We start from the raw sequence: 18,530 nt of genomic DNA on the forward strand, positions 1-18,530 counted from the left end.
CACTGGGGGTGGTGGGGTGCGGGCCGATGGAGCCAGCGGAGAGGGAGGACGGGCCGGACCCGGCCGCGCCCGCCGAATCGTCCGACCTGGGCCACGCCGAGCTCGCGGCGACCACCACCACGCGCACCCTGACGGCGTACGCGGACACGATGGCGGACGCCACCCAGCCGGATACCGGCTTCGCCTCGGCGCAGACGCTCTACGCGGACGCCTCGCCACGGCGCCAGCCCTACCTGCGCTTCAACCTTTCAAGTGTGGAGGGGGTCATCACCTCCGCGAAGCTGCGCGTGTACGTAGTGGATGGCAGCAAGGACGGCCCGGCCGTCTACGGGGTGCGTCCCGACTGGAGCGTCTCCACGCTCACCTGGAACAAGGCGCCGGCCGTCCTGACGCAGAAGCTGGCGGACGTGGGCGCGGTCTCCGCGGGCACGTGGGTTGAGTACGACGTGTCCTCGTGGGTGAAGGCGAACTTCCACGACTATGCCTTCACGCTCGTCTCCACCACGAGCGACGGCACTGGCATCGAGGCGAATGACGCGCCGGGCAGCAACAACCCGCGCCTGGTCCTCACCATCCAAGGTTGCCCGGGTCCGGAGACGGACGTCGTCTACCCCCGCTTCGACACCTGGGTGTCCCAGGCGGAGCCCACGCGGCGCAACCCCGGCAGCAAGACGCTCACGGCGGACGGCGACCCGGAGAGCGAGGCGTACCTGTCCTTCGACGTGGCCACGGGCGGGCGCACGCTGACGGGGGCGCGGCTGCGCGTCTTCGCGACGGGAGGAGGGACGGCGAACGCGCCGGCCGTTCACGCCACGACAAACTGGAGCGGCGAGGACTTCGACTGGACGGGTCGCCCGGCGGTGGCCCCCACCCCGCTGGCGGACAAGGGCAGCGTCAGCGGTGGAACCTGGGTGGAGTACGACGTGGGGGCGGCCCTCTCCGGAGACGGGCGCTACGGCTTCGGGCTTTTGCCCCAGAGCACGGACGGAATGACCTTCACCTCCATGGAGGGCCCGATCCTGCAATGGCCGCAACTCGTCCTTTCGTACACGGCCTCGACGTGCGCGTACCGGGGGCTCAGCCGCGTGGGAGGCACCCTGGGGGCCAGCTGGCACATGTTCCACGGGGGCGATGAGCGGGTGGTCTCCACGGCGGCGACCCCTGACGGGGGCTGGGTGGCGCTCGGGTCATACGTGTCCAATGGCAGCGCCAATCCGCCCAACTTTGGAGGGGGCCCGTTGCCGGGCATCCAGGGCTTCGCGGTGACGCGTTACCTCGAGAACGGCGGGGTGGATTGGAGCGTGGGCCATGCCGGCCAGATGTTCCCGGCGGGACTCGCGGTGGCTCCGGCGGGCCATGTCCTCGTGGTGGGCCGCTACTACGGCGCACCGGACCTGGGCACGGGCCCGCTGCCGCAAACCACTGCGGCACGCCTCTTCGTGGCGCGGCTGACCTCGGACGGAGTCACGGAGTGGGTGCGGACCTTCGCCTCCACGTACAGCGGCCAGTCGGGCCTGCTCGAGTCCACCAGCATCACCACGGATCCGGACGGTGCGCCCATCATCGCGGGCCGGTTCTTCGGTGAAGTGGACTTCGGCGGCGGGCCTCTGCGCTCGGACGGTTCGCAGGCGCAGGATGGCAGCGCCCTGTACCTGCTGAAGCTCGCGGCGGACGGCTCGCACGCGTGGTCGCGGAGCTTCGCGGCCGCGGATGTGGCCTCCCAGCTGGAGGTGGCGGCGGACAGCGCGGGCAACCTCTATCTCAGCGGCTCGGCACTGGGCGGCACGGAGCTCGCCCCGAGCGGCAGCGGGCCCACGCCCTTCGTGGCGCGGCTCACCGCAGCGGGCGAGCGGGTGTGGACGCGCGCCTGGACTGGAGCCAACGGCGCCACCGTGGCGGTCGTTCCATACGGCGGCGACGTGTACTTCAGCGGCACCTTCACGGGCACCTTCACCTTCGCGGGCACGACGTACACCCAGGTGCCCACGGATTACAGCGGCGCGCCGGACGACCTGTTCCTGGGGCGGCTGAAGGCGGATGGCACCGACGTATGGCTGAAGCACGTGGGCTCGCCGTACGGCGAGAGCGCCCGGGGGCTCACGGTCACCCGCAGCGGCACGGTGGTGCTGTGGGCACAGTCGAGCGGCCCGGTGAGCTTCGGGGGCGGCACGCTGCGGGGAGGCCCCATCTACGCGGGCTACTCGACGGCCGGCACCCACCGCTGGTCCCGCTACTTCCCACTCACCGGGCAGCCCATCGCGCTCACCACGGGGGAGCTCCTGTTGGGCACGACCCTGTGGGCCACGACCCAGGTGGATGGGGTGAGCTTCTCGTCCTACTCCTGGTACGGCACGACCTTCACGGACGACGCACTCTTCCTCCGGCTGCGGCCTTGACGCAGGCGTTGCCCCCGGGGCCGTGCGCAGCCAGTCCCGGGGGCAGCGTCCGCCGTGCGCGTCAAACGGGAATTGCTACGCCTTGTGCGCCAATGACACATGAAGTCGGTGAAGACATCCGCACCCGGCCCGTCCCCCGCCGGCCTCCAACACTATACAAGCGGTGTCCCTGAGCGGGATTCATGTCAGCACCGTGGCGTAGCCATCCAAAGACCCACCACGTTCGGTTTTGACCCAGTTGCTGGAGTTCAAGGGAACTCAATATACACCGGCCAACTCCTGGCGCTGCCAGCCCGTGCAGCGTGAAACGAGGAAGCATGGCCCCCGTGAAGCAGCGAAGGAAATCACTCATCTTGACGGCTGACATCCGGCTGTCAGCCGTCTCTCTGTTCTTGATGACTGCCTGTGGCGAGACCCGGGAGGAAGGACAGCCCCCACTGGCCCAGGCCGCCGCGGCGGTAGATGGCGAGTGCGTGGTCCAACCGCCCTTCAATCCCAACTTCGAGCCGGAACTGGAGTGGGCCTGGAGTGGAAGCACCGTCCTGCCACTGCACAATCAGGTCATGATGACGCCCATCGTCGTGGAGGTGAACGGCGATGGCATCCCAGACGTCATCTTCAGCTCCTTCGCGGGCGCCAACTACACGACGGATGCCGTCTTGCGTGCCATCAGCGGCGCGGACGGCAGCGAGCTGTGGACCGTGACGGACCCGTCCCTGCGCGTGCGGGGAGCCGCGAGCGTGGCCGGCGCGGACATCGACGGTGACGGCCTGGTGGAGCTGTGCGCCATGCCGTCGAGCGGCGGCGGCATCCTCTGCTTCGAGAACACCGGCGCGTTCAAGTTCCGGACGGAGGGAACGATGAACGCCTGGGGAGGCGTCTCGTTCTCGGACCTGGACGGTGATGGCTCCGTGGAGATCATCAACGGCAATCAAGTCTTCAGCAACACGGGCGTGCTGAAGTGGTCTGGGATTGATGGCATGGGCGGCCAGTCCACCGGCCCCATCTCGTTCGCGGCGGACATTGACGGTGACGGCTTGCGGGAGGTGGTCAATGGCCGGGCCATCTACCGCCATGACGGCACGCTCAAGTGCAGGAACACGAGCATCGGGCATGGACTGGCCGGCGTGGCCAACTTCGACAGTGATCCCCACGGAGAGGTCGTGGTGGTGTCCGCCGGTCGAGTCTCACTGATGGATGACGACTGCACCCTGCTCTGGACCCAGGTCATACCCGGCGGCGGCAACGGTGGCGCGCCCAACATCGCCGACTTCGACGCAGACGGCCTGCCGGAGATCGGCGTGGCCGGCGCCTCGCGGTACTCCGTCTTCGAAACGAATGGCACCGTCAAGTGGTCCAGCCCCGTCCAGGACGGGAGCTCGAACGTGACGGGGTCGTCCACGTTCGACTTCGAAGGGGATGGGAAGGCGGAGGTGGTCTACGCCGACGAGGTCCGCCTGCGCATCTACGACGGTGCGACAGGCGCGGTGCGTTTCAGCGTGGCGCATGCCTCCGGGACGACCTACGAGAACCCACTCATTGTCGACGTGGACGGTGACGACAACGCGGAGATCGTCGTCGCCTCGAACAACTATCATTTCCCTGGTGCCACGGGCATCCGCGTGTTCCGCGACCGCGCGGATGGTTGGGTGAACACCCGCCGTATCTGGAACCAGCACGCATACTCCGTCACCCACATCAACGACGATGGCACCGTCCCCGCGCACCCCATCGATAACTGGCGGACCCCTGGGCTCAATACCTTCCGCTCCAACAGCCAGGGCAGCGGCTCCACCAATCCCTTTGCCGCCGCGGATGTGACGGTGACGGAGGTCAGCGCCGGGTGCGACCGGGCAACCGGAGCCCTCAGTCTCAACGCGCATGTCTACAATCAGGGGGATGCCGCCGTCTCCGCCGGGCTGCCCGTGGCCTTCTACCAGGGCAATCCCGCCGCGGGAGGCACGCTGCTGGGCGTGGCCACCCTCTCCTCCGTGCTCACCGCGGGCCATGGCGCGGTCGCAACCCTCTTGCTCGCCTCCGCCCCTGGCGGGACCGCGGAGATCTGGGCCGTGGCGGACAACGATGGCACGGGCGTCGGCCGGGAAACCGAGTGCGTGGAGACCAACAACAGCGGCAGCGCGCCCGTCAGCATGGCCTGCTCCACCAACGTCCCGCCTGTCGCTGTCTGCAAGGACGTCAGCGTCAGCGCCAGCGCCGTCACCTGTAGCGTCCAGGCGAGCGTGGATGACGGAAGCCATGATCCGGACCAGCAGCCCTCGCCCCTCATCCTCACCCAGTCCCCCTCGGGTCCGTTCGGCCCGGGCAGCCACTCCGTCTCGTTGACGGTTTCCGACGGGCAGTCGAGCGACTCCTGCACGGCCACTGTCACCGTCGTCGACACCACGGCCCCCGTCATCACCTGTCCGGCCGAGCGCATCGTGGAAGCCACGGGCCCGGAGGGAGCCTTCGTCATTCCCGGGGAGGCCACCGGTTCAGACGCATGTGGCGCGACGATCAGCGGCCCTCCCGCTGGAACCCATCCCCTGGGGACCACGGCGGTGACGTACACCGCCACGGACGCAGCGGGCCTCAGCGCTTCCTGCACCACCGCCATCCACGTGGTGACCCACGACTCGGCTCCCCCTGACCTCACCATGTGCAACATGCCGCGCTACACGTCGGCGGCGTTGATCAAGGCGTGTGGTTGGGCCACGCCCGGCTCCAGTGGCTCGGCCATCAGCGCGGTCCTCCTCACCATCGACGGTGGCGCCCCTGTGCGCCTCACGCCGGACCTCAGCGGCGGCCACGTCGTGAACTGGCTGGAGCTGCCCGAGGGCGAGCACACCATCACCCTCACCGTCATTGATACCAGTGGCGGCACCGCGACCCGGAGCATGGAGGTGACGGTGGACCGCACCGCGCCAGTCCTCCGGGTCCTCTCCCCCGCGCTCGATGTCCCCCAGCCCTGGGTGGTGGACATCCTCACGGAGGTCACGGACCTGACCCCGGTGCGGGTGACCGCCAACTGGATCCACACGACGGACGTCGGCGCCGGGACGAACATCGCCGCGCACACGGTGGCCTTCTCGAGCCCCGGCTACAACGCCGTGCTCCTTCAGGCCACGGACGCCGCCGGCAACACCTCGGAGCAGGTCATCCAGGTGCTCGTCCAGTAGTCCCGGACAACCGGGTCTCGCCCTCCTGGAGGGAGGGCGAGACTCGCGGACGTGTGTCAGCGAGGAGCTTTTCCACGCGGCCTTCACGAGCGACTGCCGTGCGGGCCGAAATGTGTTGATGATGGGCGCATGTCGCCGCCCCCGGCCCATCCCTCCCTGACCTCTCTCGTGCCCCCACCGGGCGAGCTTCTTCGCACGCAGAGAAAAGCGGGCCGGTCCGCGGTGGTCGGTTTGATGCTCCTCTGGTGCGCCGCCTTCGTGAGTCCCTTCGTGACCTACCAGGCGGACGTGAAGGCGGCGGAGGGCGAGCTCCTCGTCCACCTGTCGGACCGCGCGGGCCTCCAGGCCCAGGCACTGGGCGCGCACCTCGGACTGCTGCGCGCGGAGCTGCAACGGCTCGCGGAGCACCCGTCGCTCAGGCCCGAGGATGGAGCGGGAGGGCCCGAGGTGGCGCTCCTCGAGAATGCCTTCGGACACACGTCCCTCTTCTCGGCCGGAGTCGCGCTGCTGTCATCGAGCGGCCAGCGCATCTGGAGCGACCCGGTGAACATGCCGCTCGGGCGCACACCGCTCACCTCGCGCCCGTGGTTCCGGCGGATGATGGAAAAGCGGGCCGCTTCGGTCGGACTGCTGGACGAGGAAGGTGGAGGGCTCGTCGCGGTCGCGGTCCCCATCGTGCGCGACGAGCGTGTCGTGGGCCTCCTCGTGGGCGAGCTCGCGACGGCGAGCGAGCTGCTACCGCCCCATCGCGGGGCGAACGAGTCCATGGTCGCCCTGCTCGGCGAGCGCGGCCGGCTCCTCCTGCCGGCAACGCCCCCGCCCCTGCTGCGCCAGCCGGAGCTCGCCACACGCCTCCGCCCGCTGGTGGATGCTCCCGGAGCCATCACGCTCGGAGGCACGCGGCTGCTCGGCGCGGCGGCGCTCGTTCCCGGAACAGAGATGCTGCTCGCCGTGCTCGAGGACGAGGCGAGGGACCGCGAGCTGCTCAAGCGCCGCTACCTCGGCCAGCTCGGCTTCCACACCGCGCTGCTCGGCGGCGTGCTCCTCCTCTTCACGGTGCTCCTGCGTCGCTCCTACCGTTCGCTGATGGCAGCCGAAGAACAATTGCGGCGCCAGGAGACGATGGCGGCGCTCGGCACGGCCTCCTCGCTCATCGCCCACGAGGTGAAGAACGCGCTCAACAGCATGCAGGCCGCGCTCAGCATGATTCGCGCGAAGGGAGGGGAGACGACCTTGCCCGTCCAGGCGCTGCGTTCCCAGGCGGACCGGCTCGGCCACCTCGCCCGCTCATTGCTGAGCTTTGCCTCCCCCCAGTCCACGCAGCGGCGCAGCTGCGAGATGCACCTGCTCGTCCAGGACGCGCTCCAAGCCGTGAAGCTCCTGCCGGAAGCAGCGGATGTCACCATCGAGACAACACTGCAGGAGGGGCTCTTCGTGAAGGGGGACCCGACGCTGCTGGTCTCCGCTGTCGACAATCTCATCCGCAACGCCGTCGAAGCCGGCGCCGTGGCTCATGATACAGGCCAGCAGCCCACGCCTCGCGTCGAGGTCCAGCTCCTCCGCGAAGGCATGGCGGTGGTGCTCGTCGTGGAGGACAACGCAGGCGGAGTGCCCCTGGCCTTCGAGCCCCGGCTCTGGGAGCCCTTCGCGGTGGGCCGGTCGAAGGGGATCGGGCTCGGGCTTCCGATGGTGCGCACGGCCATCCGCGCGCATGATGGAGGAAGCGTCTCCTATACCCGCGTGCCCGGCGGCAGCCGCTTCACGGTTCGTCTTCCACTTGAGAAAATGGCCTCATGAGCACCTCCCTGCTGCTCGTTGATGACGACCGGACCTTCTCCTCGCTCGCGGCCTCCATGCTGAGCCAGGAGGGCTTTCGCGTCCGGGTCGCGCGCTCGCTGCATGAGACCCGCGTCGCGCTCGCCGCCGAGGCGCCTGACCTCGTCGTGCTGGACCGAAGGCTGCCGGACGGAGATGGGCTTGTCTTCCTGCCCGAGCTGCGTGCCCAGCTTCCGGCGACCGTCGTGCTGATGGTGACCGCGCACGGCGATATCGAGAGCGCTGTCGAAGCCATCCGGGCGGGTGCTCGCGACTACCTGAGCAAGCCGGTCGAGATTGACGACCTGGTGATGCGCGCGCGCCGCGCGGCCAGCGACCTCCAGCTCCAGGAACGGCTGCGCCAGGCCGAGAGCGTCCTCGAAGGCCGGCATCGGATGGCGGAGTCCCGCTCTCCGGCGATGCAGCGAACCCTCCAGATGCTGGAGCGGATCGCCACCACTCCGCGAAGTCCCGTCCTGCTGCTCGGGGAGACCGGAACGGGGAAGGCGGTGCTCGCCCGCCATCTCCACGCCCTGCGCCAGAAGCAGGGGGCCTTCGTGCAGATCAACTGCGCCGCGCTTCCGGACACGATGATGGAGAGCGAGCTCTTCGGACACGAGCGCGGCGCCTTCACGGATGCGAAGACGGCCAGGCGCGGGCTCGTGGAGCTCGCGAGCGATGGGCTGCTCTTTCTCGACGAGGTGGGTGAGCTGCCGCTCGCGCTCCAGGCCAAGCTGCTCACCTTTCTCGACAAGGGGGCCTTCCGGCGACTCGGTGGCATGACGGAGCTCACGAGCACCGCCCGGATTGTCGCCGCCACCAACAAGGACCTCGAAGCGGAGGTCACCGCCGGGCGCTTTCGCGAGGACCTCCTCTTCCGGCTCGGCGTGTTCCGGGTGGACGTGCCCCCTTTGCGTGAGCGTCGCGAGGACGTGCTGCCGCTCGCACGGACGCTCGTGCTGGAGCTCTGCTCGGAGCTCGGCCGGCGCCCGGTCCCCTTCTCCCCCGCCGCGGAGGAGCGCCTGGTCAGCTATCCCTTCCCCGGCAATGTCCGGGAGCTGCGCAACGTGCTCGAACGGGCGCTCGTGCTCGAGGGCGGGCCCGCGCTCGAGCTGCAGTCGCTCGCCAAGGGAGGCGGCGCGCCGGCCCCGGTCGACCCCAACGCCTTCTCCGTGTCAGGCCCACCCCGGCCGCTCGATGAAGTGGAGCGACTCTACGTCCGGCACGTGCTCGAGCAGCTTGGGGGCAGGCGCATGGAGGCGGCCCGCGCACTGGGCCTGTCCTATCCGACCTTCCTCCGCCGCCTGGAGGAGAACCCGCCCTCGGAGTGAAGGACTTTAAAATTCGTTCATCACCCGGGCCGCGGGCTTCAAGATTCTTTCATCGCCCCGTCCGGAGGCGGCCCGCCCTCGACGGGAAGCGCCCGGAACTGACTGGCACAACGATTGCGTAGCTCCCCCCATGTCACGCCAAGCCCTGGTGTGGCGTGACAGCTGACAGGGGAGCTCAAGCAATGACTTCGGATGTAAAGGCAGCAGAGGCGAGGCCTTCGGTGAAGGCGATTCTCGCTTCGGATTTGCCAGCTTCGCTGGTGGTGTTCCTGGTGGCCCTGCCCCTCTGTATGGGCATCGCGCTCGCCTCTGGAGCGCCCATCATGGCGGGCCTCATTGCCGGCGTCGTGGGAGGCCTGGTGGTGGGCTTCCTGGGTGGCGTGCCGCTTCTGGTGAGCGGCCCCGCGGCGGGCCTCGCGGTGATGGTCTTTGGTTTCATCCAGCAGCTGGGCTTCGCCGTGACGTGCGCGGCGGTGGCCGCCGCGGGACTCGTGCAGGTGGCGCTCGGCGGGCTGAAGGTCGCGCGTTCGGCGCTGGCCATCTCGCCGGCAGTGATCCACGGCATGCTCGCGGGTATCGGCATTCTCATCGTGCTGGGGCAGGTCCACATCGTTCTGGGTGGCTCTCCGCAGAGCAATGCCTGGAGCAACATCCGGGAGCTGCCCGGGCAGATCCTCAACCTCCATGGCGCGGCCACGCTGCTGGGCCTGCTGACGCTGGGAATCCTCATCGCGTGGGGGTTCCTGCCGAACGGCCGGCTGAAGAAGGTCCCTGGGCCGCTGGTGGCGGTCGTGGGTGGGACCGTGATCGCGGCGGTGATGAACGCGGACGTGGCCCGGGTGCAGCTGGCGGCGGATGCGCTGTCCGCCATCAAGCTGCCGTCCCTTCCGGAAGGCTCCATGTGGGGCGCCTTCGCCGTGGCCGTGTTCTCACTCGCGCTCGTGGCGAGCGCCGAGTCGCTCTTGAGCGCGGTGGCGACCGACAAGCTCCACACGGGCCCGCGGGCGAACCTGGATCGCGAGCTGCTCGCGCAGGGTGTGGCGAACACCTTCTCCGGTCTGCTCGGCGGTCTGCCCATCACCGGCGTCATCGTGCGCAGCGCGGCGAACATCAACGCCGGCGCGAAGACGCGCTGGTCGGCGATCCTGCACGCGGTGTGGATGCTGGCCTTCATCACCCTGCTGGGGAGCCTCGCGGCCTACGTGCCCCTGACGGTGCTCGCGGGCCTGCTCGTGCACGTGGGCCTGAAGCTCGTGAACCTCGCCCACATCCGGGAGCTGCGGCACCGGGGTGAGCTGCCTGTCTATCTCATCACCGTGGCCGGTGTGGTGGGCATCAACCTGCTCGCGGGCATCGGTCTGGGACTCGGCGCGGCCATCCTCCGGCTCCTGTGGCAGTTGGGCCAGGTGCGCGTGGAGATCCACGCCGACAAGGGCGTCCACCAGGTCTGCATCAGCGGCGCGCTGACGTTCGTCGGGGTGCCGAAGCTTTCGACGGCGCTCGCGAAGATTCCGTCGGGCTCCAAGGTTGAGGTGGACGTGGCGGTGAACACGCTCGACCACTCCGGCTTCGAAGCACTCGAGAGCTGGGCTGACACGCATCGCAAGACGGGTGGCACCGTGAGAATGGAGCCGCTCGAGGACGTCTGGACCCGGCGCAGCGCGCGTGTGGCGCCCGCCACGGGGCCTGCCGCCTCATCCTCTTCCTCCCCCGTTCATCACGTTTCGACTCTTTCTCCCGGAGGTGTGCAGTGAAGAAGCTCATCCGAGGCCTGCTCGATTTCCAGCGCCACACCCTGCCCTCGTACCGGGCGACCTTCGCGCGGCTCGCGAAGGGTCAGTCCCCTGACTGCCTCTTCATCAGCTGCTCGGACAGCCGCGTGGTGCCGAACCTTCTCGTCTCCACGGACCCCGGCGACCTCTTCACCGTGCGCAACGTGGGCAACCTCGTTCCGCCGGCCAAGCCGGGCGGACAGCCCTCGGCGGACCGCGGGGAGGCGGCGGCCATCGAGTTCTCCCTGGGCTTCCTGCCCATCGAGGACGTCGTGGTCTGCGGACACTCGAGCTGCGGCGCGATGAAGGCCATCCTGGCCGGTGGCACCGTGGACGGCGCACCGAACCTCGAGAAGTGGCTCGCGCACGGAACGCCCTCGCTCCAGGCGCTGCGTGAGAGGAACACCCAGGTGGGCGAGGGGCTGCCGGACGCGGATCGCCTCTCCCAGCTGAACGTCCTCGAGCAGTTGGAGCACCTGAAGACCTACCCCATCGTGCGCGACAGGCTCGCGGCGGGGACGCTGCGGCTGCACGGCTGGTGGTTCGACATCGGGGCGGCGCAGGTCCACGCCTACCGCGACGACCTCGGCCGCTTCGTGCCCATCGATGAGACCGAGGGCGACCGGCTCCTGACGTCGCTGGCGGAAGAGCCGCCCGCGCTCCGCGCCGTCCAGTAAGGCAGCACTGAGCCAACGCAGCACCGAGCCTCGGCGATCCCGCGTTCAGCGTGGATCGCCGGGGCTCTGCTTTTCTCAAACAATGAGTCCAGGCCTGCTCAGCCGCGCCGTGCGTTTCAGGTGAATAAATGCGCGGACGGTGCGTGGAGATGGCACGGCGGCGGGAACGCTTGAGCGTACCGACCGCACCGAACCCGTTTCCCACCAGGTCTTCACAATGAATCGCATCGTCCGTGCCGCGCTCGTTTCGTCCCTGTTCGTTTCGTCCGCCAGCTTCGCGCAGGACGCGGAGTTCAACATGCAGGTGGACATCGAAGATCAGGACATGCCCTCCGCGCGCATCAAGATGAAGACCACGACGAACGTGGATGGTGAGGAGACGACCACCGTGAAGGTGCGCGGCGGCGGCGCCCGGATGGACGTGCGGATGACGGGTGGAATGACGGAGTCGGAGAGCCACAGCGAGCACCGCGAGACCCGAACGACGGAGACCCGGCGGGAGCCCCGGATGGACTCCCGGCCGGAGATGCCGATGGCCGCCGAGCCTTCTCACCGCGACTGTGGCACGCGTTCGGACGAGGGCTGCATGATGCGGCGGGATGGGCAGTTCCCGATGGACGCTTCCACCTGGAGCGGCTTCTACCAGTCGCTCAAGAGCGAGAACAACGAGATCGTCCGCCAGGAGAAGGCGGACAAGATGCTCAAGCGCGTCTACCTGACCGCGGCGCAGTTCGGCATGGTGCTGGACCTGTTCAAGAATGAGATTGTCCGCCTGGACGTGGCGCGCGTGGCCGCGCCGCACGTGGTGAATCCGCAGCACGCGCTGGGCTTCTCCTCCAAGTGGCGCAACTCCATCAGCGGCAGCGAGTACACGGACATCATCACCCAGTAGTCCGGACAGACATTCCGGGACAGGGGTTCGGGACTTCACATTGACCCCTCCCCGGCGTCTGGGGCGGTCCTCGCGTTAGGATTGCCCCATGACCCACCGGCACCGCGTCTATCTGGTCCCCGGCTTCTTTGGCTTTACGCAGATGGGTGACAAGGAAACGGAGCGCATCGCCTACTTCCAGAACGTCCCCCGTTTGCTCGAGCAGCGATTCAAGGAGCGAGGCATCGATGCGCGGGTGCACGCCATCGCCTCCGCCCCCACCGCCGGGCTGGCGGTGCGTGCCCAGGACGTGTTCCGGGAAATGGCACGGACCGCGAACGAGGACGACGCGCAGCTTCACCTGGTCGGGCACTCCACGGGCGGGCTGGATGCGCGCAGTGTCGTCTCACCGCGAATGGCGCGGGGGGCTCCGGACTTCGTGAAGCGCGTGCGCTCGGTCGTGACCATCGCTACACCGCATCACGGCACCCCGCTGGCCAGCTTCTCCCACCAGGGCGGCGTGGGGAAGACGCTGCTGCGCTACCTGTGGCTCTTCACCTTCCTCACCCTGCACCGCAAGGCCATGCCCTTGCGGACCGCCGCGCTGCAGGCGTGCTACTGGCTCGTCCTGAGGAGCGAAGAGGCGAAGCTCCCGCCCAACCTCTTCAATCAAATCGTCCGGCTGACGGCGGACCTCTCCGAGAGCGAACGCGAAGACCTCATCCGGTTCTTCAGCCAGGTGGGCGAGAACCAGGCGCTCATCCAGGACCTCATGCCGGTCAGCATGCGGGCCTTCAACGCGGACACGGCGGACCGGGAGGACGTGCGCTACGGCTGCGTCGTCACGGGCGCGCCGCCGCCCAGGCTGGCCCTCCACCTGCTGCTCACCCCGGACGCGCTGCTGCACGGACTTTTCGCCTTCCTGTATGCGAAGAGCGCGCCCCTGCCCCGGGAGCTCCAGCTTCCCGAGCTCACGGTGGACCAGACCCAGGCCCTCCAGGATGTCCTCGGCAGGAGGTTCGAGTCCCGGAGCGATGGCGTCGTCCCGAGCCGCTCCCAGGTCTGGGGACAGGTCCTCCACGTCGCGACGGCGGACCACATGGACGTCATGGGCCACTTCGACCAGCCCCCGGAGCACATCAGCTGGCTGAAGTCGGGCTCCCACTTCCAGGAGCCGCAATTCCAGGCGATGTGGGACCGGGTGATCGACTTCACGGTGGGCGGCGCCGCGACTGTTCACCCAGGTAACGAAGAGGCTCAACGCATGTCCGTCGACGGGTGACGTCCCGCCCGTCCCGACGGAGAGTCACCCCATGCGCCATGGACTCGTGACCCCGTTCCTCGCCTCCCTCCTGCTGGGCGCCGTCCCCGAAGCCCGGGCCCAGACGCCCCAGCCGCCCACGCGACAGGAAGGCAACCTCGCCCCGGGGCGCGGGGGTGAAAGCCAGCAGTCCGTGCCGCGACAGGGAGACATCCCTTCGGGAGCCCCCGTGGAGACCGCGCCCCCGAACGTCCCGGAGTTCAAGCCCGCGTTCCCGCAGCAGACGCGCGCCCCGGCGGTGAAGACGCGCACGCCCATCGTGGTGACGGAGATCGCCTCGGGCTTCAACAAGCCGTGGGCCATCGCGTTCCTGCCAGACGGCCGCTTCCTCGTCACGGAGAAGCCCACGGGTTCGCTCTACATCGTCACCGCCGCGGGCAAGAAGTCCCCCCCGGTGGCGGGCCTCCCCAAGGTGGACGGCCGGGGACAGGGCGGGCTGCTCGACGTGGAGGTGGGGCCCGACTACGCGAAGAGCGGGCTCATCTACTGGACCTATTACGAGCCGAGGCAGGGCGGCAACGGGCTCGCGGTGGCGCGCGCGAAGCTGGTGGACGGCCCGAAGCCGCGCATCGAGGGGCTCCAGGTCATCTTCCGCATGCAGCCCACGCTCGAGTCCACGCTGCACGCGGGCGGACGGCTCGTCTTCACGCCGGACGGGAAGCTCTTCGTCACGCTCGGCGAGCGCTCCATCCTTCCCGGCCGCGTCCAGGCGCAGGACCTCAAGAGCGACTTCGGAAAGGTCGTCCGCATCAACCCGGATGGCTCCATCCCCCAGGACAATCCCTTCGTGGGCAGGAAGGACGCCCGGCCGGAGATCTGGTCCTCCGGGCACCGCAACATCCTCTCCGCGGCCCTGGACGCCCAGCAGCGGCTCTGGATTGTCGAGATGGGGCCGCGCGGAGGTGATGAGCTCAACCGCCCGGAGGCCGGCAAGGACTACGGCTGGCCCACGATTGGCTATGGCGAGGAGTACTCGGGCGAGCCCATCCACAAGACGACGCAGGCCGCGGGCATGGAGCAGCCTGTCTATTATTGGGATCCGGTCATCTCGCCCTCGGGGCTCACCATCTATTCGGGGGCGCTCTTCCCGGAGTGGAAGGGGAACTTCTTCATCGGTGGCCTGTCCAGCCAGGCGCTGGTGCGGCTGGTCCTGAAGGACGACCGCGTGGTCGGCGAGGAGCGCCTGCTCACGGAGCGCAACGCGCGGATCCGCGAGGTGGTCCAGGGACCCGAGGGCGCGCTCTACCTGCTCACGGACGATTCGAACGGCCGCCTGTGGAAGCTCACCCCGGGGACCACCCCGAAGGGCCACGCCCCCTGAGCGTGCAGCTCAGCTAGGGGACGACGGGCGAAGTCAGCAACGTGTCCACCCACACAGACAATGGGTCAAGGCGCTTTGACGGAAGGCGGTCGACTTCCAATGAGACAATCGTCCCCCGGTGCACGGCGTAGCGACCGTACTTCCCACACCCCGTGACCAGGATCTCTTCGATTGGACCGGGAGAGAACCCCCGGCCGTCCGTCCCCACGCGGTCCCTGGCAATCAGGCGGCGGCTGACGGTGAGCGCTTCCACGGGACAATCGAGTTGGGTGACCACGTGCTCACGGACGCGCAGCTCTTCTTCCGGTGTATGCGCATGCGAAGGAAACGCGGGCAGGTAGACGCCGTCGTTGAGCCAGGGAGAGCTCAGGGAGGCATCTCCCACTTCGCGCTCCACGGGCAGCAAACCGCCCTCGGCATCCCCGTAGTGGAGCCACTGTCCACAGCCCTCGGCCCGCACGACCTCATAGAACTTGGGAGGCGTGCCGTCGCAGACTGAATCCGAGGTTCGCTCGGGGACGACGCGGAGCTGTGCCTCAGGACAGCTGAAGCGCGCCACCGCGTCCGTCCCTCCTGCGTGTAGCGATGCGGTCCGCGCAGCAGGTCGACGGTGGCACAACCGGCCTGGAGCAGGAATGGAAGGGGGAGCAGGAGCCGCACGTCCCCATTGTCACCCTCCTCCTTGCGCATTCTCAACAGGAGCGATGTCTCACGGGGATTACGGCACTGAAGTGGATTTCCGGTTGATGTATGCTTCGAGCCGAAACATCCTCACCGGGAGACACACATGTTGACGTCGTTGAAGAAGGCGGGCCGGGTGCTGTTCGCGATGGGCGCGGGTGCGTTCGTTTCCTTTGGCGCCACGCTGGCGCTGTCCACGCCCGCGACCGCGGAAGCGTCGCAGGTGGAGTGCTACGCCGAGGAGTGCAACGCCAGCTGTGTGGCGAAGGGCTTCCGCCTGGGCAAGTGTTACAAGGCGGCCTGTACCTGCTTCTAGGTTCGGCCCTCTCCAGGAGTGCGAGCCGGGTGTGCTACGAGTCACACCCATGAAAAAGCACCTCGCGCTCGCACTCCTCCCTGTCCTCTCCGCGTTGGCTTGTGTTTCACCGGGAGTCGAGTTCGGTGAGTCCGAACAGGCGGCCACGACGCCGCTCCGGCAGAAGGCGCTGGGCCGCATGCGGAACGCGGCGAAGTACTTCCATGACAACGTCGCGCGCCACGGCGGCTATGCGTGGCACCACAACGCCACCAACCTGAGCGAGCGCTGGGGCGACATCCAGCTCGACGAGGATCAGATCATGATCCAGTCGCCCGGGACGTCGGACGTGACCATCGCGTTCGTCGAAGCCGCCCTCGCGGACCCGGCGACTCCGGCGCTCAAGACCTATGCACTGGACGCGGCGATGGCGCTGCGCCACGGGCAGGTGAAGTCCGGGGGCTGGCGCCTCTACGCGGACTTCAAGCCGACGCCGCTCCTCAGGGCCTGCTACCTCAACACCACGGCGAGCTGCGGCTGTGGCGGCTGTACGATGACGGTCTACGACGACCAGGTCACGCAGAACGCGCTCATCGCGATGATGCGCACCGACCAGCTCCTCGGGTTCGCGAACACGGCCATCTCCGGCTCCTCCGCGTACGCCCGCGCGCGGGTGGAGACCTCGCAGTTCCCCACGAACGGCGGCTTTCCCCAGGGGTTCGCCGGCCCCGTCGCCGCGCGGCCCGCGCTCTCCGCGAGCTACCCGCCGTCCATTGGCACCTCGTGCGGCCTCGCGAACTGCTACGCGAACTCCTACACGAACGAGTACTGGGATGACCCGACGCTGAACGACAACCTGGCGACGTCCTTCGTGGAGATGCTGTATTGGGCGAAGGAGCTCTATCCCTCGCAGGCCGCGACGTATCAGTCCATGCGCACCGCTTTTGGTGACTTCCTCCGCCGTGCGCAGATGCCGCAGCCCCAGCCTGCCTGGGCGCAGCAATATGACCTCCAGATGCAGCCGCGCTGGGCGCGCAGCTGGGAGGCGCCAGCGATTGCCGGCCAGGAGAGCCAGGACGTCATGTGGGCGCTCTTGCGCCTCTACCAGCTCGACCCGGGCGTCCCGGCGAACCGCGCCGCGGTCGGCACCGCGCTCGCGTACCTGGAGAGCGTGGATTACGTCAATGACACCCTTCTCTCCCGCTACATCGAGCTCGATGACACCTCACCGTCGAACATCGGCTTCTACACGGTGAAGGCTGGCGGCTACCCGGTGCGGTTCTCGACCGCGCCGCCGACGTACCAGAACTACGGCTGGGAGGTTCCGTCGCAGCTCGCAGCCATCCGCGCGGAGTACGACCGGCTGGCGACCGACACGACCGTGATGAAGCGCTCGTGCCAGCAGCTGCGCGCCGACACGGCCCAGGCGGTCGACGCGGCCGTGAACAACGAGCGGTGGATCACCCCGTACAGCCCGGGCGGCCCGCGCAGTGGCGCCACGCCGGGTGACTACCTCGACACGAGCACGTTCGTGCGGAACCTGCGCACGCTGGCGGAGTTCGTCACGCGCACGACGACCGACTGCACCGCCTGGAATTATTGAGACGGCGCGCGCCGCTTGACGCCCTGCCCGAATCAGGCGACGAACCGGGCCCATGCCCTACACCCCCATCGTCGCCACGCTGGGCTACGTGATGTCGCCGGACGGCCAGCAGGTGCTGCTCATCCACCGGAACGCGCGTCCGGAGGACGCCCACTACGGCAAGTACAACGGCCTGGGCGGCAAGATGGAGCGCGACGAGGACATCGCCGCGTGCATGCGCCGCGAGATTCGCGAGGAGGCCGGCATCGAGTGCACCCGCATGGTCCTGCGCGGCACCCTGTCCTGGCCCGGCTTCGGCAAGCACGGCGAGGACTGGCTGGGCTTCATCTTCCGCATCGACGCCTTCGAGGGCACACCCCTGGAGAAGAACCCCGAGGGCTCCCTGTCCTGGGTCCCCGTGTCCTCCATCCTGTCCCTGTCGCTGTGGGACGGAGACCGGCACTTCCTGCCGCTCGTGTTCGACGAGGACCCGCGCCCCTTCCACGGCGTCATGCCCTACGAGGGCGGCCGCGCGCTGAGCTGGTCCTTCACCCGACTGTAGGGCCCCCTCCGGGCGTCCGCCGACCAACGCTCGCGCCGGTTTTCCGGCCAGCGCCCCGGCCCGGCCCGCTACAACCGCCGCCCCCCACTTGGGACTCACGTGAAGGAGCGCGGCGCATGGACCTCATTGGACAGCTCTCGCAGCAGCTTGGAGTGGATGGCACGCAGGCACAGGGGCTCGCGGGTTCGCTCCTGAAGCTGGTGCAGGGCACGGTGCAGGAGAAGGTCGGCCCGGACGCGGCCCGGCAGATGGACCAGGCCATCCCGGAGATGCAGGGCTGGCAGCAGCAGGCGCAATCCCCGGCGGGCGACGGCGGCGGCCTCATGGGCGCCCTGGGCGGAATGCTCGGTGGTGGCGGTGGTGGCGGTGGCGGCCTCATGGGCGCCCTGGGCGGCGCGGCGGCTCACGCGGGAGAGATCGCCGGCGTGGTGGCCATCCTCCAGCGCTTCAACCTGGACACGAGCAAGGCCACCCTGGTCGCCCCCCTGCTCCTCAACTTCCTCAAGTCCCGCCTGGACCCGGGCCTGGTGGGGAAGATCCTCGCCGTGATGCCCATGCTCGCGGGCGGCTCCGGTGGCGGCGGCCCCCAGGGCGGCGGTGGGCTGGGCGGAATGCTCGGCGGCATCCTGGGGAAATAGGAGCGCCAGGGCCCCTGCAAGGCCCTGTCATTCCAGGGGGTTTGCGGAAAACGCCGGGCGGAAATGCAAAACAATTCCGCTCGCGGTGGCTT

The 18,530-nt window shown here is 68.7% G+C and carries 14 protein-coding genes; 13 read left to right on the top strand and 1 reads right to left on the bottom strand.

Features of this window, described 5'->3' with window-relative positions; translation table 11 throughout:
• The 9 genes from D7Y21_RS32145 to D7Y21_RS32185 form a co-directional block, all read left to right on the top strand.
• Positions 1-2,396: DNRLRE domain-containing protein (locus D7Y21_RS32145; RefSeq protein WP_233612358.1), on the top strand; the 2,396-nt coding region annotated here is incomplete at its 5' end.
• Between the two features lie 317 nt (positions 2,397-2,713).
• The gene (locus D7Y21_RS32150) at positions 2,714-5,572 is read left to right on the top strand and encodes an FG-GAP-like repeat-containing protein (RefSeq protein WP_121717691.1); all 2,859 of its coding nucleotides are present in this window, start codon (positions 2,714-2,716) and stop codon (positions 5,570-5,572) included.
• Positions 5,573-5,830: 258 nt separating this feature from the next.
• Complete coding sequence (locus D7Y21_RS32155; protein ID WP_370039562.1) at positions 5,831-7,369, top strand: ATP-binding protein; 1,539 nt, start codon at positions 5,831-5,833, stop codon at positions 7,367-7,369.
• A complete protein-coding gene (locus D7Y21_RS32160; protein ID WP_120564818.1) occupies positions 7,366-8,718 on the top strand; it encodes a sigma-54 dependent transcriptional regulator in 1,353 nt (450 codons plus the stop codon). Before D7Y21_RS32155 ends, D7Y21_RS32160 begins: the two co-directional genes overlap by 4 nt.
• Before the next feature lie 182 nt (positions 8,719-8,900).
• On the top strand, positions 8,901-10,472 hold the full coding sequence (locus D7Y21_RS32165; RefSeq protein WP_120564819.1) for a SulP family inorganic anion transporter: 1,572 nt from the start codon (positions 8,901-8,903) through the stop codon (positions 10,470-10,472).
• Complete coding sequence (locus D7Y21_RS32170) at positions 10,469-11,167, top strand: carbonic anhydrase (RefSeq protein WP_121717696.1); 699 nt, start codon at positions 10,469-10,471, stop codon at positions 11,165-11,167. The genes D7Y21_RS32165 and D7Y21_RS32170 overlap by 4 nt, the downstream gene beginning before the upstream one ends.
• A 217-nt stretch (positions 11,168-11,384) precedes the next feature.
• The gene (locus tag D7Y21_RS32175; protein ID WP_120564821.1) at positions 11,385-12,059 is read left to right on the top strand and encodes a DUF4476 domain-containing protein; all 675 of its coding nucleotides are present in this window, start codon (positions 11,385-11,387) and stop codon (positions 12,057-12,059) included.
• Between the two features lie 88 nt (positions 12,060-12,147).
• Entirely contained in the window at positions 12,148-13,320 is a 1,173-nt protein-coding gene (locus D7Y21_RS32180; RefSeq protein ID WP_120564822.1) for a triacylglycerol lipase, read from the top strand.
• Positions 13,321-13,351: 31 nt separating this feature from the next.
• On the top strand, positions 13,352-14,680 hold the full coding sequence (locus D7Y21_RS32185) for a PQQ-dependent sugar dehydrogenase (RefSeq protein ID WP_199735529.1): 1,329 nt from the start codon (positions 13,352-13,354) through the stop codon (positions 14,678-14,680).
• 13 nt (positions 14,681-14,693) lie between these two features.
• Here D7Y21_RS32185 and D7Y21_RS32190 read toward each other — a convergent pair whose 3' ends face one another.
• Complete coding sequence (locus D7Y21_RS32190; protein WP_121717700.1) at positions 14,694-15,239, bottom strand: hypothetical protein; 546 nt, start codon at positions 15,237-15,239, stop codon at positions 14,694-14,696.
• 228 nt (positions 15,240-15,467) lie between these two features.
• Here D7Y21_RS32190 and D7Y21_RS32195 point away from each other — a divergent pair, with 228 nt between their 5' ends.
• The 4 genes from D7Y21_RS32195 (at position 15,468) to D7Y21_RS32210 (ending at position 18,438) form a co-directional block, all read left to right on the top strand.
• A complete protein-coding gene (locus tag D7Y21_RS32195) occupies positions 15,468-15,677 on the top strand; it encodes a hypothetical protein (protein ID WP_120564825.1) in 210 nt (69 codons plus the stop codon).
• A gap of 49 nt (positions 15,678-15,726) precedes the next feature.
• Positions 15,727-17,259, top strand: coding sequence for a pectate lyase (locus D7Y21_RS32200; protein ID WP_121717702.1), 1,533 nt, complete (start codon positions 15,727-15,729; stop codon positions 17,257-17,259).
• Between the two features lie 52 nt (positions 17,260-17,311).
• Positions 17,312-17,800, top strand: coding sequence for an 8-oxo-dGTP diphosphatase (locus D7Y21_RS32205; RefSeq protein ID WP_121717704.1), 489 nt, complete (start codon positions 17,312-17,314; stop codon positions 17,798-17,800).
• 116 nt (positions 17,801-17,916) lie between these two features.
• On the top strand, positions 17,917-18,438 hold the full coding sequence (locus tag D7Y21_RS32210) for a DUF2780 domain-containing protein (RefSeq protein ID WP_120564828.1): 522 nt from the start codon (positions 17,917-17,919) through the stop codon (positions 18,436-18,438).
• The last annotated feature ends 92 nt before the right edge of the window (positions 18,439-18,530 follow it).

Source organism: Corallococcus sp. AB045 (genome assembly GCF_003668895.1).
In the GTDB taxonomy this organism is placed as follows: domain Bacteria; phylum Myxococcota; class Myxococcia; order Myxococcales; family Myxococcaceae; genus Corallococcus; species Corallococcus coralloides.

Coding starts and splice junctions, on each gene's coding strand:
- D7Y21_RS32150 (WP_121717691.1), top strand. CDS start 2,714: ATGGCCCCCGTGAAGCAGCGAAGGAAATCACTCATCTTGACGGCTGAC.
- D7Y21_RS32160 (WP_120564818.1), top strand. CDS start 7,366: ATGAGCACCTCCCTGCTGCTCGTTGATGACGACCGGACCTTCTCCTCG.
- D7Y21_RS32165 (WP_120564819.1), top strand. CDS start 8,901: ATGACTTCGGATGTAAAGGCAGCAGAGGCGAGGCCTTCGGTGAAGGCG.
- D7Y21_RS32175 (WP_120564821.1), top strand. CDS start 11,385: ATGAATCGCATCGTCCGTGCCGCGCTCGTTTCGTCCCTGTTCGTTTCG.
- D7Y21_RS32180 (WP_120564822.1), top strand. CDS start 12,148: ATGACCCACCGGCACCGCGTCTATCTGGTCCCCGGCTTCTTTGGCTTT.
- D7Y21_RS32185 (WP_199735529.1), top strand. CDS start 13,352: ATGCGCCATGGACTCGTGACCCCGTTCCTCGCCTCCCTCCTGCTGGGC.
- D7Y21_RS32195 (WP_120564825.1), top strand. CDS start 15,468: ATGTTGACGTCGTTGAAGAAGGCGGGCCGGGTGCTGTTCGCGATGGGC.
- D7Y21_RS32200 (WP_121717702.1), top strand. CDS start 15,727: ATGAAAAAGCACCTCGCGCTCGCACTCCTCCCTGTCCTCTCCGCGTTG.
- D7Y21_RS32205 (WP_121717704.1), top strand. CDS start 17,312: ATGCCCTACACCCCCATCGTCGCCACGCTGGGCTACGTGATGTCGCCG.
- D7Y21_RS32210 (WP_120564828.1), top strand. CDS start 17,917: ATGGACCTCATTGGACAGCTCTCGCAGCAGCTTGGAGTGGATGGCACG.